General features: G+C 65.7%; 11 protein-coding genes. 3 read left to right on the top strand and 8 right to left on the bottom strand.

Annotated elements, in window-relative coordinates; all coding sequences use genetic code 11:
• Positions 1-76: 76 nt before the first annotated feature.
• From accD to ACZIRK_RS11480, 3 genes are read left to right on the top strand one after another with little or no spacing between them, the layout of a single operon-like run.
• Positions 77-1,018, top strand: a complete 942-nt coding sequence (gene accD / locus ACZIRK_RS11490; RefSeq protein ID WP_130226699.1) for an acetyl-CoA carboxylase, carboxyltransferase subunit beta — start codon at positions 77-79, stop codon at positions 1,016-1,018.
• Positions 1,015-2,358, top strand: coding sequence for a bifunctional folylpolyglutamate synthase/dihydrofolate synthase (locus ACZIRK_RS11485; protein WP_463327376.1), 1,344 nt, complete (start codon positions 1,015-1,017; stop codon positions 2,356-2,358). Before accD ends, ACZIRK_RS11485 begins: the two co-directional genes overlap by 4 nt.
• A 2-nt stretch (positions 2,359-2,360) precedes the next feature.
• Positions 2,361-3,101, top strand: a complete 741-nt coding sequence (locus ACZIRK_RS11480) for a metallophosphoesterase family protein (protein WP_463327399.1) — start codon at positions 2,361-2,363, stop codon at positions 3,099-3,101.
• A 92-nt stretch (positions 3,102-3,193) separates the two neighbouring features.
• Here the strand turns inward: ACZIRK_RS11480 and ACZIRK_RS11475 are convergent, their stop codons facing one another.
• The 8 genes from ACZIRK_RS11475 to ACZIRK_RS11440 all read right to left on the bottom strand — a co-directional run bounded on the left by ACZIRK_RS11475 (position 3,194) and on the right by ACZIRK_RS11440 (position 17,092).
• Positions 3,194-4,216, bottom strand: coding sequence for an ATP-dependent DNA ligase (locus tag ACZIRK_RS11475; protein WP_130226715.1), 1,023 nt, complete (start codon positions 4,214-4,216; stop codon positions 3,194-3,196).
• A 205-nt stretch (positions 4,217-4,421) separates the two neighbouring features.
• Positions 4,422-4,742: a thioredoxin gene (trxA, locus tag ACZIRK_RS11470; RefSeq protein WP_027580982.1), complete on the bottom strand. Its 321-nt coding sequence runs from the start codon at positions 4,740-4,742 to the stop codon at positions 4,422-4,424.
• Between the two features lie 65 nt (positions 4,743-4,807).
• Positions 4,808-8,332 (bottom strand): double-strand break repair helicase AddA, encoded by a 3,525-nt coding sequence (gene addA / locus ACZIRK_RS11465; RefSeq protein WP_463327375.1) that lies wholly within the window; start codon positions 8,330-8,332, stop codon positions 4,808-4,810.
• The gene (gene addB / locus ACZIRK_RS11460; RefSeq protein WP_130226696.1) at positions 8,326-11,472 is read right to left on the bottom strand and encodes a double-strand break repair protein AddB; all 3,147 of its coding nucleotides are present in this window, start codon (positions 11,470-11,472) and stop codon (positions 8,326-8,328) included. Before addB ends, addA begins: the two co-directional genes overlap by 7 nt.
• A gap of 192 nt (positions 11,473-11,664) precedes the next feature.
• Entirely contained in the window at positions 11,665-12,387 is a 723-nt protein-coding gene (locus ACZIRK_RS11455; protein WP_130226695.1) for a nucleotidyltransferase family protein, read from the bottom strand.
• 242 nt (positions 12,388-12,629) lie between these two features.
• Positions 12,630-12,947, bottom strand: coding sequence for a PilZ domain-containing protein (locus ACZIRK_RS11450; protein ID WP_463327374.1), 318 nt, complete (start codon positions 12,945-12,947; stop codon positions 12,630-12,632).
• A gap of 105 nt (positions 12,948-13,052) precedes the next feature.
• Positions 13,053-14,576, bottom strand: a complete 1,524-nt coding sequence (gene tsaE, locus ACZIRK_RS11445) for a tRNA (adenosine(37)-N6)-threonylcarbamoyltransferase complex ATPase subunit type 1 TsaE (RefSeq protein ID WP_130226694.1) — start codon at positions 14,574-14,576, stop codon at positions 13,053-13,055.
• Positions 14,573-17,092 carry a PAS domain-containing sensor histidine kinase gene (locus tag ACZIRK_RS11440; RefSeq protein ID WP_130226693.1) on the bottom strand — a complete coding sequence of 840 codons (2,520 nt, stop codon included), beginning with the start codon at positions 17,090-17,092 and terminating at the stop codon, positions 14,573-14,575. The genes tsaE and ACZIRK_RS11440 overlap by 4 nt, the downstream gene beginning before the upstream one ends.
• Positions 17,093-17,124 lie beyond the last annotated feature (32 nt).

The raw sequence follows: 17,124 nt of genomic DNA, 5'->3' as shown, positions 1-17,124 counted from the left end.
CAGGCGGCTTGCCGGGCGTTACCCGGCCCGCCATATATTCAGCCAATGCGGAACCGACCGCATTTCGGAGCGAAGCATGAACTGGCTCACCAATGTCGTCCGGCCGAAGATCCGCAGCATCCTGCGGCGCGAGACGCCGGAGAACCTTTGGATCAAGTGCCCGGATTCCGGGCAGCTCGTGTTCTACAAGGACGTCGAGGCCAACCAGTTCGTCATCCCCGGTTCGAATTACCACATGCGCATGGGCGCGGTGGCGCGGCTGAAGTCGATCTTCGACAATGAGACCTGGTTCGACGTGGCGCTGCCGGACGTAACACCCGATCCGCTGAAGTTCCGCGACGAGCGCAAATATGTCGACCGCATCAAGGATGCGCGGGCCAAGACCAGTCTCAATGACGCGATCAAGGTCGGATACGGCAAGCTCGAGGGCGCGGGCGTCGTGATCGCGGTGCAGGATTTCGACTTCATGGGCGGCTCGCTCGGCATGGCTGCCGGGGAGGCGATGGTGCGCGGGCTCGAGCTCGCGGTCGAGAAGAAGTCGCCCTTCATCGTGTTCGCCGCCTCGGGCGGCGCGCGGATGCAGGAAGGCATTCTGTCGCTGATGCAGATGCCGCGCACGACCGTGGGCGTGCAGATGTTGCGCGAAGCCAAGCAGCCCTACATCGTCGTACTGACCAATCCGACCACCGGCGGCGTCACCGCCTCCTATGCGATGCTGGGAGACGTGCATATCGCCGAGCCCGGCGCGCTGATCGGCTTTGCCGGCGCGCGCGTGATCGAGCAGACCATCCGCGAGAAACTGCCGGACGGATTCCAGCGCGCCGAATATCTGCGCGACCACGGCATGGTCGATATGGTCGTGCATCGCCACGACATGCGCGCGACGCTGGCACGGCTGTGCCGCCTGCTCACCAAATCGCCGCCGCTGCAGGTGCCCTCGAAACCTGCGCCGGAGGTCACGGCACCCACCCAGATCGTCTCGGCACCAGAAACCGTGCCGGCAGCGCCGCACGCGTGAGCGTACCGGCCGCCCAGCCATCGCCGCCGCTCGGCGAGTTGGTTGCGCGCCTGTCGGCGTTGCATCCGAAGACGATCGACCTTAGCCTCGATCGCATGCACGCCCTGCTCGCGCGGCTCGATCATCCCGAGCGCAAGCTGCCGCCGGTGATCCATGTTGCCGGCACCAACGGCAAGGGCTCCACGATCGCCTATTTGCGTGCGATCCTGGAAGCGGCCGGCTTGCGTGTGCATGTCTTCACCTCGCCCTATCTGGTGCGACTGAACGAATGCTATCGCCTTGGCCGCGCCGGCGGCGGCGCGCTGGTCGGCGACGACGAGTTGCGCGCGGTGCTCGAACATTGCGAACGCGTCAACGACGGCCAGCCGATCACGATCTTCGAGATCGAGACCGCGGCGGCGTTCTGCCTGTTCGCCCAGCATGCGGCCGACGTCACGCTGCTGGAGGTCGGTCTCGGCGGCAGGCTGGATTCGACCAATGTGATTGAGACGCCGCTCGCCTCCGTCATCGCGCCGATCAGCATGGATCACACCGAATTCCTCGGCGACACGCTGACCGCGATCGCAGGCGAGAAGGCCGCGATCATCAAGGGCGGCGTGCCGGTGATCTGTGCCGAGCAGTCGCCTGATGCGATGACCGTCGTCGAGGCTCAGGCGGCGCGCCGACGGGCGCCGCTGCACGTGGCCGGACAGCAATGGCATGTCGGGGTCGAGCGCGGCCGGCTGGTCTATCAGGATGACCGCGGCCTGATGGATCTGGCAGCGCCAAAACTGTTCGGCCGTCACCAGTTCGACAATGCGGGGCTGGCGATCGCGACGCTGCGTGCGATCGACGCGTTCAAGATCGGGATCGCCTCGTTCGAGGCCGGTATCGTCAATGCCGAGTGGCCGGCGCGAATGCAGCGTCTGGCGTCGGGCGCGCTGCTCAATCTGGCGCCGCCGGGCTCCGAGATCTGGCTCGATGGCGGACACAATGCCGAAGGCGGGCGCGTGGCGGCCACTGCGGTCGGCGATCTCGAAGAGCGCGTGTCGCGTCCGCTGGTGGTGATCGCCGGCATGATGGCGAACAAGGATGCGTCCGGCTTCCTGGCCAATTTCGCCGGTCTGACGCGCCACATCATCGCGGTCGAGATTCCGGGCCGTGCGGGCGCGATGCCGCCGGAGCGGCTGGCGGATGCGGCGCGCGCGTTCGGCATGCGCGTCGAGATCGCAGCGAGCGTGGAGGCCGCGCTGCATGCGCTTTCGCAGCTTGCTTACGAGGTGCCGCCGCGCATCCTGATCACCGGCTCGCTCTATCTCGCCGGCCATGTGCTCGACGTGAACGGCACGCCGCCGGCATGACGCTGCGCTTTGCCGCCATCGCCGACGTGCACGGCAACTATCTGGCGCTGGAAGCTGTGGTTGCTGATATCCGCGCGCAGGGGATTGCCGATATCGTCAATCTCGGCGACATGGCGAGCGGTCCGCTGGACGCGCGGCGGACGATGGACACGCTGATGGCGCTCGGTGCCGTTCACGTACTTGGCAATCACGATCGCTATCTCATCGATCGGCCGCCGGAGAAGATGGGCTCGTGGGACCGGCCGGCGTACGCGCAACTCGATCAAAGCCATCTCGACTGGCTGCGTACCGTGCCGCCGACACGGGTGTTCCGTGATCAGGTCTTTCTCTGCCATGCGACGCCTGCCGACGATGAAGTCTATTGGCTGGAGACAGTGCGGCCTGATGGCACGGTGCGGATGGCATCGCTGGAGACGATCGAGCAAGCTGCCGGCGGCATCAGCCAGCCGCTCATGCTCTGCGGCCACAGCCATCTCGCGCGTGCGGTGCGGCTTCGTGACGGCCGCCTGATCGTCAATCCTGGCAGCGTCGGTTCTCCTGGCTATCGCGACGTCCATCCGTACAAGCATGTCGTGGAGGCGGGCACGCCCGACGCGCGCTACGCGATCCTGGAATTAGCCGACGGTGCCTGGCGGGTGACGTTCCGCCATGTGCCCTACGATCACGACGCCATGGCCGCGCTGGCGCGCGAGAATGGCCAGTTGGAACTGGCATCGGCGCTGGCGACGGGGTGGATCCGCTAGCACGATGCCGTAGCCCGGATGGAGCGGAGCGTAGTCCGGGGGAAGTCTGTCCACGTGCGGAAAGCCCCGGATTGCGCTGCGCTTCATCCGGGCTACGATTCCTGCGCCTTCAACAGCTTCATCGGATCGACGGCCGTCTGCTTCAACTGCTCGAAGGTGCATTGCCGCGGCGCCTTATCCGGGCGCCAGCGCAGGATCGAGGTGCCGTGGCGGAAGCGCTCGCCGCTGAAATGATCGTAGCAGACCTCGATCACCAGTTTCGGCTTCAGCGGACACCATTGCGCGGAGCGGTCGGTCGACCAGCGGCTCGGGCCACCAGGCGCATTCCCGGTGAAGCCGGGCTTTGCGATCAGCGTCTCCAGTTTTGACGTCAACGCCAGCTTCTCCTCGCGCTTGATGGCCGAGGTGAAGCCGACATGGTGCAACAGGCCGTCATCGTCATAGAGGCCGAGCAGGAGCGAGCCGACGACGTTCCGGCCGTCGATCTTGTTGCTCGCGTAGCGAAAGCCGCCGACGACGCAATCGGCGCTGCGGAATTTCTTGATCTTCTGCATGCCCTCGCGGTTGCCGGCCTGATAGGGCAGGTCGATGCGCTTGGCGATCACACCGTCAAACCCGCCGCCCGATTGCTTCAGCCACTTCACCGCCGTGGCGTAGCTTGTGGTGACGGGCGATAGCCGAAATGTTGGAGTGGACTTGAAGTGCGCTTTGGCGAAGGTTTCGAGCGTTGGCCGTCGTTGGCTCAACGGCTCGGCGGAAAGCTTCTTCTCTGTGGCCGTCGCGAGCAGGTCGAAGGCGATGAACAGCGCCGGGGTTTCGTGCGCCAGCTTCTTGATGCGGCTGGCAGCGGGATGAATCCGCTGCAGCAGATCGTCGAACGAGAACGTCTTGCCATGCGGCACGACAATTTCGCCGTCGAGCAGGAACGAAGTCGCCTTCAACTCGAGCGCGGCGGCGATCAGCTCCGGGAAATAACGGCCGAGATTTTCGCCGGACTTGGAGCGCAGGTCGACGTTTTCGCCCTGACGCGCGACCAGGCAGCGGAAGCCGTCCCATTTCGGTTCATATTGCCACTCGTCGCCGCGCGGGATCGCATCGACCGAACGGGCCTCCATCGCGACCAGCGCGGTGGATTTGGAAGCAGTCTTTCGGCGGGGAGACGGCACGGGCGAGGGCCTTTAGATCCTTTTGTTTGAGCATGATCTTTTCGGAAAACCGGTTTCCACTTTTCCGGATCATGCTCAAACGCAACACACCCCCCTCAACGCAAACGGCCGGCTATCCGCCGGCCGTTGTCGAAAATTATTCTAAGGAGACGGATCAGACCGCAGCGGAAATCCACTGCTGCAGCTTCGCCTTCGGCGCCGCGCCGACCTGGCGCGAGGCCATCTCGCCGCCCTTGAAGATCATCAGGGTCGGGATCGACATCACGCCATATTTGGAAGCCGTCTTCGGGCTCTCGTCGACGTTGAGCTTCACGATCTTGACCTTGTCGCCCATCGAGCCCGCGATCTCGTCCAGCGCGGGCGCGATCATGCGGCAGGGGCCGCACCATTCGGCCCAGAAATCGACCACGACAGGTCCGGTCGCGTTGAGCACTTCGGCTTCGAAATTGGCGTCAGAAACCTTGCCAACGGCCATGGGGTACCTCGTTCGGTTGGAAGAAAAAGGCGGGATTTGAGTCGCGCCGGAATCGTACGACAAACTTATGAACGCACCCCTGCCGGGTCAAGCTCGGTCACGCCAGCATGATGGGATGCCAGCTCCCTGTCCAGCGAGGAGGCAGAAATCTCCATCATTTCAGTACTTTCGGTCCAGAGCAGGGCGGCACGGACAGGACGTCCGGGATAAAGCTTGCGCAGCACGGCCCGGTAGAGCGCGAGCTGCCGGATGTAGCCCCTTGGGGCCTCGGCCGCAGTTTTCGGCGGGGCGTGGTTGGTCTTGAAATCGACGATCAGGATGTCGTTCGGCGTCACCACCAGCCGGTCGATCTGGCCGGATACCAGCGCCGGCGATTGTCCGAGCCGTTCGAGCCGGCCGACAATGGAGACTTCCGCCCGGCTTCCGGCGGCGAACACCGCGGCAAAACGCGGATCGCCGATCAAGGCCAGCACGCTTTCGGCCAGCGCCGCGCGCTCCTCGGCGGTCCAATCCTCGGCATTGCGTTCGAGATAGGCCAGCGCCGCACCGCGTCGGCGCTCGGGTGCGATATCCGGCAGCGACTGCAACAGCCGGTGCACCAGCGTGCCGCGCTGGATGGCGCGGGCACGCAGCACGAGCTGCTCGCCGCTCCGGACGCGGCGGCTGTCGTCGCTGGGGTCGGATGGCCGCAGCCGGCTGTCGGCGGCGAGTTCAGTCGGCGCCGGCCGCTGCAGCCAGGACGGCAGTTCGATCGGCTGCGGCGCCCCCGACACCGTGACGCCGGTCGTCGCATCGGCATCATCGGGCCGGAAATAACGCTTCACCAGGCCCGCCGGGGTCTCGATCTCCTGCAAGCTGAGGTCGGAATTGGCGAGGCCCTTGTCGATCAGGTCATACCAGGAGGAGGTCCGGACCTTCTTCATGTTGCCGGGCAGGCAGCCGCCAACGATCAATCGATCGGCGGCCCGGGTCATCGCGACGTACAGCAGGCGGCGATATTCGTCTTCCGTCTCCTCCAGCATCGCCTCGCGTGCCTTGGCGACGGGACCGGGATCTTCGGCCTTGCGGCCGGCCCAGACCACGACGCCGGGCCCGTGCGGCGCGCTGTTGCCCTGTGGCAGATGGATCAGCCGCAGCCGTTGCGTGTCCGCGGGCGAGGTGGTGGTGTCCACCAGGAACACGACGGAGGCTTCCAGCCCCTTGGCGCCGTGCACGGTCATCACGCGCACCTCGTCGCGCGAAATCTCCATGTCGCGCTTCACCTCGGTGTCGGCGGCACGCAGCCAGGCCACAAAGCCCTGCAGCGAGCTGGGTGCCTTGCGCTCATAGGCCAGCGCAAGCTCAAGGAATTCGTCGAGGGCATCATTGGCCTCATGGCCAAGGCGACGCAGGATGCGCGCCCGCCCGCCTTCGCCGCCAAGCAGCCAGGCATAGAAGGCGAACGGCGTAGAGTCCGCAAAGCGCCGCTCGCATCGTTCGAGCCGTTTCAGCGCGCCCGCGAGGCGCTCATCGGTCGCCGCATGCAGCGCCAGCGCGTGGCGCAGCGATCCCTTGCGCTCCCAGGCCAGCTTGAACAGATCGTCGTCGTCGAGGCCGAACAGCGGGCTCTTCAGCGCGACCGCCAGTGCCAGATCGTCCTGCGGCAGCAGCAGCGCGTCCGCGAGGTTCATCAAATCGATGATCGCGATGTGCTCGGTCAATTTCAGCCGGTCGGCGCCGGCGACCGGGATATTGGCGTGTTTCAGCGCCTGGATCACGGCGTCAAACGCGTTGCCGCGTCTTCGCACCAGCACCAGCACATCGCCGTAGGCGAGCGGCCGGCGGTTGCCGCGGCTGCCAGTCATGGTGCCGCTTTCCACCAGTCGCCTGATCTCGGCCTGGATGCGCTTCGCTAGCTTCACTTCGGGGCTGGTGACGGAGACGCCGTCGAACGGCGCGCGCCAGCCCTCGATGTCCTGCCTGTCGTCGGCTTCCGCGAGCTCCCAGAGTTCGATCATGCTGGGACCGGCGTCGGCGAGCGCATTGTGGAGCGGATAGCCGTTCTTGACCGCATGGATGCTGCGATAGATCTCCTGCTCACGGAACACGTGGTCGACCGATTGCAGGATCGCCGGCCCGGAACGGAACGAATAGGTGAAGGAAACAGGATCGAATTTCAGCCCGGCATCCTCGAACTTCTTCTTCAGCTCCCGGCGGCGCAGATCGAATTCATGCGGGGCCGCGCCCTGGAACGAGAAAATCGACTGCTTCTCGTCGCCGACCGCGAACACGGTGCGGACCACACCGTCGCGCGCGCCGGCGCCGGAGGTGAATTCGGAGATGATGTGCGCGACGATGTCCCATTGCTTGGGACTGGTATCCTGCGCCTCGTCGATCAGCACATGATCGACGCCGCGGTCGAGCTTGTAGTGCACCCAACCCGAGGAGACGCGGTCGAGCATCTCGAGCGTCTTGTCGATGAGGTCGTCATAGTCGAGCAGCCCGCGCTCCAGCTTTTCGCGGCGGTAGTTCGCGGCCGCCGCAGTCGCGATATGCAGCAGCGCCTCGGTGCGGTCGCGGATCGTTACGGCGCGGCGGCGCTCGATCAGCGGATGGATGCGCTGGCTTTCTGCTTCGAACAGCCGACCGATGGCGGGATTGTTGTCGAAGAATTTCTTCGTCACCACCGACTTGCGCGGCGTGCGGTCGGCGTCGGTAAGGAAGACGCCAAGATAGGCATCGACCTGCGCGCTGCCGGTGAAGACCAGCGCCTCACGCAGGCGTGACGCCTGGTCCTGGTCGGACTTGTTGCCGGTGTCGAGGACGAGCGCAATGTCCTCCCAGCGCGCGCGTGGCAGATAGGGACCATCCAGGATCGCGCGCTCGACGTCCTCGATCGAATCATCAGCGGCGACGCCAAGTGCTGCCGACATCTGGCCGGCGGCGGCCACCGCGCTGCCCGCGGCATCGGTCCAGGCCATGAAATGATCGCGGCTGAGGCAGGCTTCGCGCACCACGTCCTTGAAGGTGACGTCGGCCGCGCTCGCCATCGCCACCATCAACGCACGCCCGGTGGCGCTATCGGGATTGCGCGAGGCTTCCAGCAGCACCGCGAGATTGGCGCGCTCCATCATCTCGTTCTGGTCGCGCTCGTCGAGCACGGCGAACCGCGCCGGCACATTGGCCTCGAACGGGAATTGCTGCAGCAGGCGAGTGCAAAGCGCGTGGATGGTCTGCACCTTCAGCCCGCCCGGCGTCTCCAGCGCGCAGGCGAACAGCTTTCGCGCTTCCCGTCGGAGCCTCACATTGGGATGGGCAATGCCGGCTTCACGGATCGCTGCGTCCAGCGCCGTATCGTCGAGGGTGACCCAATGGCCGAGCGTGGAGAACACCCGCTCGGCCATGTTGGCCGCGGCCGCCTTGGTGAAGGTGATGCAGAGGATCTTTTCCGGCGGTGTGCCCTCCAGCAACAGCCGGATCACGCGCTGCACCAGCACATGGGTCTTGCCTGAACCGGCATTGGCGGACACGAACGCGGACGCCTTGGGATCGGACGCGCGCGCCTGCGTGGCGCGCACCGCGTCGGGAATGGGGCGCGGCGCTTTCACCATTCCTCTACTCCCAGGCCGCCGGCCGCGGACCATTCCTTGATGCGGGCGAGGTCGTCATAGGTGCCGTAGCGGTTGGCCCACATCGAGAGATTCAGCGAGGTGTAGGCCTGGTTCTCGTCCTCGAATTGACGGATCAGTTTTTCCAGCTCCTTCCGCGCGTGGTCGGCGGCATCGTCGGGCGATTGCGGCGTATCGCCTGGTCTGATCTTCAATTCCAAGGTCCGCTGCTCGCCCGGCGGGTTGTTGCCGCTGAGCCTGACATAGGTGAGCTCGCCGACGGATGCACCGGCCGGAATTCCCTCAAAGCCGCCCTCGCGCAGGATCGCGGCTTCCAGCGTGAGCTGCGGCGACAGCCCCATGCGTACCTGCTTGCCTGTCGGCGGCTGCCCGGTCTTGTAGTCGAGGATCGCAAAAGAGCCGTCATCGTGGTGCTCGATCCGGTCGGCGCGCGCCGAAAGCGTGAAGGTGCGCGCATTGTCGAGGGGGATGCCGATCTCGCCACGGATCTCGGCATTGATCGCCGCGATAGCGCCGCGCCGCGCGGTCTCCCATTCGGCAAACCATGCCGCGATGCGCTGGAAGCGCGGCCACCACAGCGCCCGTGCTTCCGGCCGCTCCATCAACGGCGCAAAATGCTTGCCGCCGATCTCGCGCAGGGCGCGAAGCGGATCGTCCGGCAGCGCGGCGGCGAAGCTTTGCGTGAATTCGCCGAGCGCCGCGTGGATTGCCGAGCCGCGATCGGCCGCCGACAGCGGCATGTCGACGGGATCGAGCGGATCGAGCCGCAGGATATATCTTGCGTAGATCGTATAGGGATCGCGCAGCCAGTCCTCGATCGCGGTCACCGACATCTTGAGCGGCCTGGTCGCAAGCGGCGGCTTCGGCGCGGGCTGTGCGATCGGCTCGACCTTGTCCGGCCGGTCGAGCTCGGCGGCGTAATGGACGTATGTCTCGCCCGCTGCTTTCGCAGCCTTCCAGCGCGCCTCGCCCGCGACCGCCTCAAACCGGTGCAGGAAGCGCGAGGCCACCGCCGGCGCGCCGCCGACCTTGGCCGAGTGGGTGAGGATCACATCGTCAGTGCCGAGCAGTTGCGCAAAGTCGTGGGCGGAAAGGCCGATACGCCGTTCCGGCAGGTCGAGCCCGAGCTCGTGCCGCATCGGCCGGCTGAGCCAGGGATCGATCCGCGGCGCCGGCGGCCAGACGCCTTCCACGAGCCCGCCGAGGATCACGCGATCGGTTTCCGTCAGTCGCGCTTCGAGCTGGCCGAAGATGTGCAGTTGCGCGCGCGGCGATTCCGGGCGACGCACCATGCGGTCGGCAAACGCAGTCTGGAAGACGTCGGGATAATCGGAGAGCGGGACCATCACGCCGCTCAGCTTCTTGGCGCCCACGAGATCATCGAACGCGGATGCGAGCACGGAACCGGCCTGCTCTTCGAAGGCGACGGCGATGCCGTGCTGATCGCAGGACAACGCGGTGAGAGCCTCGCGATGACGGAGCGCCAACTCGGCAAAATCGTACGGCTTGGATGCGCTGAGACTTTCAAGCGGTGCAAGCGCGGCCCTCAGCTTTGATATCAGCGACTGCGCCTGGTCGAGCTCGACGTCGCGGAGCCGGGTCCGTTGTTCGAGGGCATGAAGCGATGAGGTCTCGCCGCGGCGCAGCTTGGCGAGTTCGCTGCGGAAGCGTTCGAAGTCGCGGGCAAGGCCTTCGCTGCCGGCTTGCGGCCGCGTGCCGCGCAAGAGCGCCAGCTCCACGACTTCGGTCGCGCGAAGGTAGGCGCCCGGCGCGGCGCCGAGCCGGAACAGCGGATGTTTCAAGAGCGCGAGCAGCGTCGGTGGCTCCAATCCCTTGGTCGCGGCTTCCGCGGTGAGGCGGGCGAAAACGCCCGATGGCGTGTCCATCAGCGCTTCACCGCCGGAATCGTCGAATTCGAGATTCCAGCGCGTCAGTGCCGCCATCACCCGCCGCGCCAACGCGCGGTCCGGCGTGACCAGTGCGGCGGATTTATTGAGATGCCTCGCCTCGCGCATGGCAATGGCGATGGCGAGCGCTTCCATCTCCGGATTCGGCGCCTCCACCACGGCGATGCCGTTCGTGCCGGCGGAAATCTTCTCGGCGATCTCGGGCTGCTCCAGCCGGTCGTGCCATTGCGCCGTGGCACTGGACGGCCGCATCGTTTCCGACATCAGCATCTCGCGCCCGCGTGGTGCCGGCGCGCCCAGAATCTCCACCTCGTCGCGCTTGATCGCGAAGCGATCGAGCAGCGCGTGCATGGCGAATTGCGGATGGTTCGATGCGGGCGGCGTGGTGAATTTGCCCTTGGCATCGCGCATGCCGCCGATCGTCTCCCAGGACTCTTCATCAAGATCGGTATCGAGCCCGGGCAGCACGACCGCGCCGTGCGGCAGCTTGGCTACCGCGTGGAGAAACTTGGCGGTCGTCGGCATCGAACCGGTCGAGCCCGCCGCGATCACGGGACCATCGGATTGTGCGGTCAGTCGCGCGGTTTCGGCCGAGATCAAGAGGTCGCGCCGCGCCGCCGGCTCGATACGGCCGACCTCGGCGAGATAGGCTGGCCAAGCCACGCGCGCGATCCGCAGGAAATCCAGCGAATGCTGCCAATATTGGTCAAGCTGATCGGGCACCAGCCTGTCGAGCGCGCTCCACTCGACGCCGCGCGTCACCATGTCGTCCATCAGCCGCGCGAGATCGCCGGCGAGCTGCAGCGTCGATGCGGGGCCGCCGACCACCTGCGGCGCGGTCACCGGGCTCTTGGCCCAGGCCGCGACCAGCCTCGCCAATGTCAGCCGCCGCTCGAGCTCGCCAAGCTTGGGCGGAATCTCCAGCGGCGCTGCGCCGCTGAATTGTTCCGCCTCTTCCGCGAAAGCGAGTTCATCCTCGTCGATGTCGCCAAGCGCAATGATGCGCGGCAGCACAGCGGCATCCGTGTCCAGGACATCGAGGAACATCTCCCGCGCAAGCCGGCCCGCGCGCCGGGTCGGCAGATAGAGCGTCGCGTCAGCCAGCCGTTCGGGATTGCCGCGCGCGTCGAATCCCCTGACCAGGCGACCGTCAACCAGCGCGGCGATGACGGTACGCAGGAACGGGACGGAGAGGGGGACGCTGAAAACGCGCATGAGGAGCCTGATTCGGAATCAGGCAATAATATAGGCGGCCATCGCCGCGCGGTCGAACCGCCGTTCACCGGTCATCACCCGCGAAGGCGAGTGAGCCAGTATTCCACAGACACCAGTGAATAAGTCGAGAGGCTGCGGCGTACTGGATGCCCCGCCTGCGCGGGGCATGACGATTGCTGGGGTTGGCTTAGCCTAGGCCACGCTTTCCAAAAACGCTTCTTCCGCGGCTTGCACGGCGTCGGGGGTTCCGACATGCATCCAGACACCGTCGAGCCTGAGCCCGAACAGCCGTTCCTGCTCGTTGGCGCGGTCGAACAGCCTGGTCAGCGAGAACTCGCCTGCGGGGGCGTCGGCAAAGATCGACGGCGACATGATGGCGGCGCCGGCATAGACGAACGGCACCACCTGCTGTTCCCGCCGCTTGCGCAAGGCGCCGTCCGGCAGCATGGAATAGTCGCCGCGGCCGCCATAGCCGATGCTGCTCGCGGTTGGCGCCATCAGCAGCAGAATATCCATTTTCGCAGGATCGAAGGTCTCCGCGAGCCGCGCCAGGTTCGGCCGCACGCCGTCGATCCACATGGTGTCGGCGTTGACGTGGAAGAACGGCTCACGCCCGAGCAGCGGCAACGCCTTCACGACCGCGCCGCCGGTGCCCAGCACGTTGTCACGCTCGTCCGAGATGATCACGCGCGGCTGCTTCCGCGTCTTGACGTGCTCGATGATCTGGTCGGGCAGATAGTGCACGTTGACCACGGCCTCGCTCACGCCGGCAGCGGCAAGCTTGTCCAGGACATGATCGAGCAGCGGCTGGCCCGCCACGCTTACCAGCGGCTTCGGCATATGGTCGGTCAAAGGCCGCATGCGCAGGCCGAGACCGGCGGCGAGGACCATGGCTCTACGGGGGGTGACGGACATTCTTCCGGGCTCTCGAACCGTTCAAATCGTGACGCGCGCTATCCTATCACGCCGATTTGGGGCGCGCATAAGGTCGACGCGATAGTCGCCGGACATGACGCCCGTGCGACGGGAAAGAAAACGTCCTGGATCATGATCCGATTCGACAAAATCGGGATCATGATCTCATCTCTTTGTTTGAGCATGATCTTTTCGGAAAACCGGTCTCCACTTTTCCGGATCATGCTGCAAAACAGCAGTTTTCAGACCTCGGCGGGTTGCGAGCCGCGCTTGCCCGCCTTCTTCTTGTCGCCTTGCTTGAGGAAATTGACCCCGATCTGATCGCCGTTGACCCAGGACAATTCGCAGCGGCGATAGGCAAGCCCGGTCGATGACAGCAGCAGGAAGAACTCCTTCAGGTGCAGGCCCTCCACGGAGCCCTCGACCGTCAGTTTGGCGCCCGTCTCGGAAACGTCTTCCATGGTGCAGTCGCGCCGCCACGTGCCATCGATCCCCATCATGTGCGCGGGAATGCCGCGTTCGAAGGTGACACGCTCGCCGCGGCGCCGTTCTGCTTTCATGGCCGACTCAATCCTTAACCTCGATCATGATCCTGAACATGATCCAGCCGCTCTGCATCCCGAGCGTGTGTCACACTAGGGCGGCTTGGGCTAACAGGGGGTAAATCAGGAAACCGGCGGCGGAACGTGGGCCGCGTACCATTCGCGGAGGCCGGCCAGTGCCGGGTGAGCCAGTGAACGAGTGAGGTAAGTCCAGATCCGCGGCTGGTGCTTGAGATAATGCGGCTTGCCATCCCGCCCGTTGAGCCGCGCAAAGGTCCCGAGCAGACGCGTGTTACGCTGGGCCGACATGATCGCGTAGAGCTCGGCGAAGCTGGCCGCGTCGAAATGCTCCTCGGTGGCCCGCCGCGCCTTGATGTAGCGGGAGAGCAGTGTGAGCTCGAGCTGCTCGGGCACATCGATCCGCGCGTCCTGGAGCAGCGACACCAGGTCATAGGTGGCAGGTCCCAGCACCGCGTCCTGGAAGTCGATCAGGCCGACCCGCAGGATGCCGGTGCGCTCGCCGAGCCAGATCAGGTTGGGCGAGTGGAAGTCGCGGAGCACCCAGGTCCGTGGCGCCGCGGCCGGCTTTTCCAGGAGCGTTCGCCACATCGCGAGAAATTCATTGCGTAAACCCGATGCGAGGGTGACGCCGCGCTGCGGCAGGTACCACTCGATCATCAAGCCCAGCTCGACCAGCCATGCATCGATGTCGAAGACGGGGATGTCGTAGGTGAGCTGCGGCGACAGTGGCAGCTCCTCTGGCAGCTTCTCGCGATGCAAGGCTGCCAGCATGTCGGTCGCGGCTTCATAGCGCTCGGTGATCGGCGCCGGCGGGTTGCCTTCGACGACGCCGTCCTTGCCGAAATCCTCGGTGATCAGGAATCCCAGATCGATGTCGGAGTGGCGGATCGCGGGTGCGGAGAAGCCGCGCTCGCGTAGTCCGTTGTCGATGGCGACGAACGGCTTGACGTCTTCGGCGAGATGGACGGCGGCGCTGTAGGACTTGCCGTCATAGATCGGCGGCCCGTCGGGGCGGCGCGGCGAATTCATCAGGATGACGCTGCCATTGTCGTCGAACAGCCGGGCGTAGGAGCGGGTCGAGGCATCGCCCGGCATGCGCTCGCGCCGCGCGTCGATGTAGCCGGCATTGTCGAGGAATTGGCGCAGCGCCTTCAGCCGCGTGACGACGGCGGCGGCCTTGCCGTGGCCGGTGATCTCGGCCGCCCGCGCGTTCGATCCCAGCGCCGGCCGGTGGCTCAGCGCGATGTCGATACGATCCGGCGGCAAGGCATCCGGTGCGCGCTCCGGCCATTCGATCAGCGCTACCGCGCCGTCAGGCAAAGGCGACAGCCCGATCTCCTCGAGTTCGCTCGCGTCATTGATGCGGTAGAGATCGGCATGAACAAGCGGGAACGCCGGCAACTCGTAGGTTTGCGCCAGCGTGAAGGTCGGGCTCGGCACTTCCAGCGTATCATCGGTGGCGAGATAGCGGATCAGCGCGCGGGCCGCGGCGGTCTTGCCGGCGCCGAGATCGCCGGAGAGCGCGATGACTTCGCCGGGGCCGATCAAGAGCGCGAGATCCGCCATCAGATGCGCGGTCGCCGCCTCATTGGCGAGTGCGACCGAGAATGTGCTGGTGACAATCATTCGGCGGCGTTGCGATGCGCGTTCTGGTCGACCGGGAAGATGCAGGTCACGGTCGTGCCGTTGCCGACAGTCGAATCGACGCGGACCTTGCCGCCATGCAACTCGACGAAGGAGCGCACCAGCGACAGGCCGAGGCCGGCGCCACGGTGCCGCGAGCCATGGGAATGGCTCTCGAACCAGTTGAATACCTTGTCCTTGACCTCAGGCGCGATGCCCGGGCCGGTGTCGGTCACCGCGAATACGACGCTGTGGTCGGCACGTCGCGCAGAGATCGTGACCGTCCCGTCATGCGGGGAGAAGCCGACGGCGTTGGCGAGCAGGTTATAGAGCACCTGCACCACGCGCCGTTCGTCGCCGATGAATTCGCCGATATTGGGCTCGATGTCGACCTTGAGCGTGATGCGGTCGGTCGCGAGCCGGTCCTGGATGCCTTCGGCCGCGGCCTCGATCGTCTTGCCGATATCGACGGAGCCGAGCTCGAGCGTCATCGCGCCGGCATCGATGGTAGCGAGATCGAGGATGTTGTTGGTGAGCGCGAGCAACGCGTTGGTCGATTTGGTGACGTAGTCGAGATATTCGGCCTGCTTCGCGTTGAGCGGTCCGGTCGAGGGATCAGACAGGAAATGCGCAAAGCCGATGATGGTGGTGAGCGGCGCGCGCAATTCGTAGGATACGTGGTGGACGAAATCGACCTTCATCTGGTCGGCCGCTTCCAGCGCCTCGTTGCGCTCGCGCAGCGCGCGTTCGACATTCTCGGTGTCGGTGATGTCCTGGAACGTCAGCATGGTCGCGCCGTCGGGCAGCGGCATGGTCATGCAATGCAGCACGCTGCCGTCCTTGCGCTCGAGCTTCAGCGCAACCTGGGCCCGGTTCTCGATCGCAGTGATCGCCTCGCGCAGCGCGCGCCAGACGATCGGATCGTCGAACAGCGGCCTGCACAGCGCTTCTACGGTCTCGATATGCGGCTGCTCGCGCAGCGCATCCGCCGGCAGCCGCCACATCTTCTCAAATGCCGGGTTGAACAACTGCACCCGGCCATTGCTGCCGAACACCGCGACTGCTTCGTTCAGATTGTCGAGGGTCTCGTGCTGGACCCGGATCAGGCCGTCGAAGCGACGCGCCAGATCGAGGCTTTCGGTGACGTTGTCGAAGAGATAGGTGACGCCACCTTCGAGATTCGGCGTGGTGACGACACTGACCGCGCGGCCGTCCGGCAGGAACCACGTGTAGCTCTCCGATTCGACCGCGCGATAGGCTTCGTGCAGCTTGGCCTTCCAGGCGCGGAAGTCCGGCTGCTCCGGCAGCTTGCGCGCGGCGCGCAGCCGATCGAGGACGCTGGAATCGTCCGGGTTGCTATCGAGGAATGCCTGATCGAGATCCCAGAGGCGGCGATAGGATTCGTTGTAGAAGGCGAGCCGCCGGTCGGCGTCGAACACGGCGACGCCGGAAGAGAGCTGGTCGAGGGTGCGGCGATGCGCTTCCGCCATCCGGGTGAGCGCGGCGCGAAGGGCGGCAACCTCGCTGGCGTCGATGGCGATGCCGGCGCTGCCGCCGGCAAGCTTCATCGCCTGCACGTCGTAGATCCGCCGCTCGCCGCCGACCACGATCGGCAGTCGCGCGGCATAGGTTGCATATTCGTGCAGCGCCTTGGCCATCTCGACCCGCTGATCGTTCTCCAGGAGCTCGAGATTGCGGGTGATTGCATCCGCGATGCTCGCGCCCTCCGTCGCCCGCAGATAGGCCGTATTGGCATAGCGCAGATCGTCCTGCGCATTCTTGGCCCAGATCGGCCAGGGTGCGGCGGCGGCGAAATCGCGCAGCAGCTCGGTTTCCTCCTGCAGCATCTTGTAGCGCAGATTGGCCTCGGCCAATTCGCGGCGCAAGCCGCCGAGCTCGCGCATCCGCACGATCGCCTGGCCGCCGATGGCGCGACCCATGGCCTCGATCGCGCGGCCGTTCGCGGTCGTGAGGTTGAGCAGAAAGCCCTGGCCGGCCTCGCGCAGCGCGTCGACGGCGTGGTCCATCTGCAGCGCCGGTTCCGGCGGCAGCCAGGTTCCGAATGCCAGCACGCGCTGGGGCGAGGTCTGGGTCGCCTCCTGCGAGGTCAGCAATGCGATGTCGCCGCTGATCTCGGGGCGATTGTTGCCGGCCGCCCAGGAAATCAGGACCTGCGGTTCGGCAAACAGCAGCGCGCGCAGACGATCGGATTGGGCCTGCAGATCGGCGATCTCGGCGCGCAGGCGCCCCTCGCTCCGGCTGGCGCGAGCGCGCGTGCGCATCAAGAGGATCGCGGCGACCACGGAAAAGCCGAGCAACGCAACCGCGGCGGTGAAAAGAACGAATTCCTGGTGATCGAGGTCGAACCACGCCGAGATCGCCGGCTCGAACAGCCAGTCACCGGCGCGCGCCGATCCCGTGGGCAGCGCCAATGTAGCGGCGAGCCCCATCAGGCCGTCGCGCGCCAGTGAGGTGCACGACAGCAGGCTTCGACGCATTGCGGCGACCACGCCTGACATAAATTGCCCCAGAACGCACGACTTCAGCCCGG

Source organism: Bradyrhizobium sp. Leo114 (assembly GCF_055229415.2).
The sequence above is the reverse complement of the archived record's forward strand: the minus strand, read 5'-3'. Positions and strand labels throughout refer to the sequence as shown.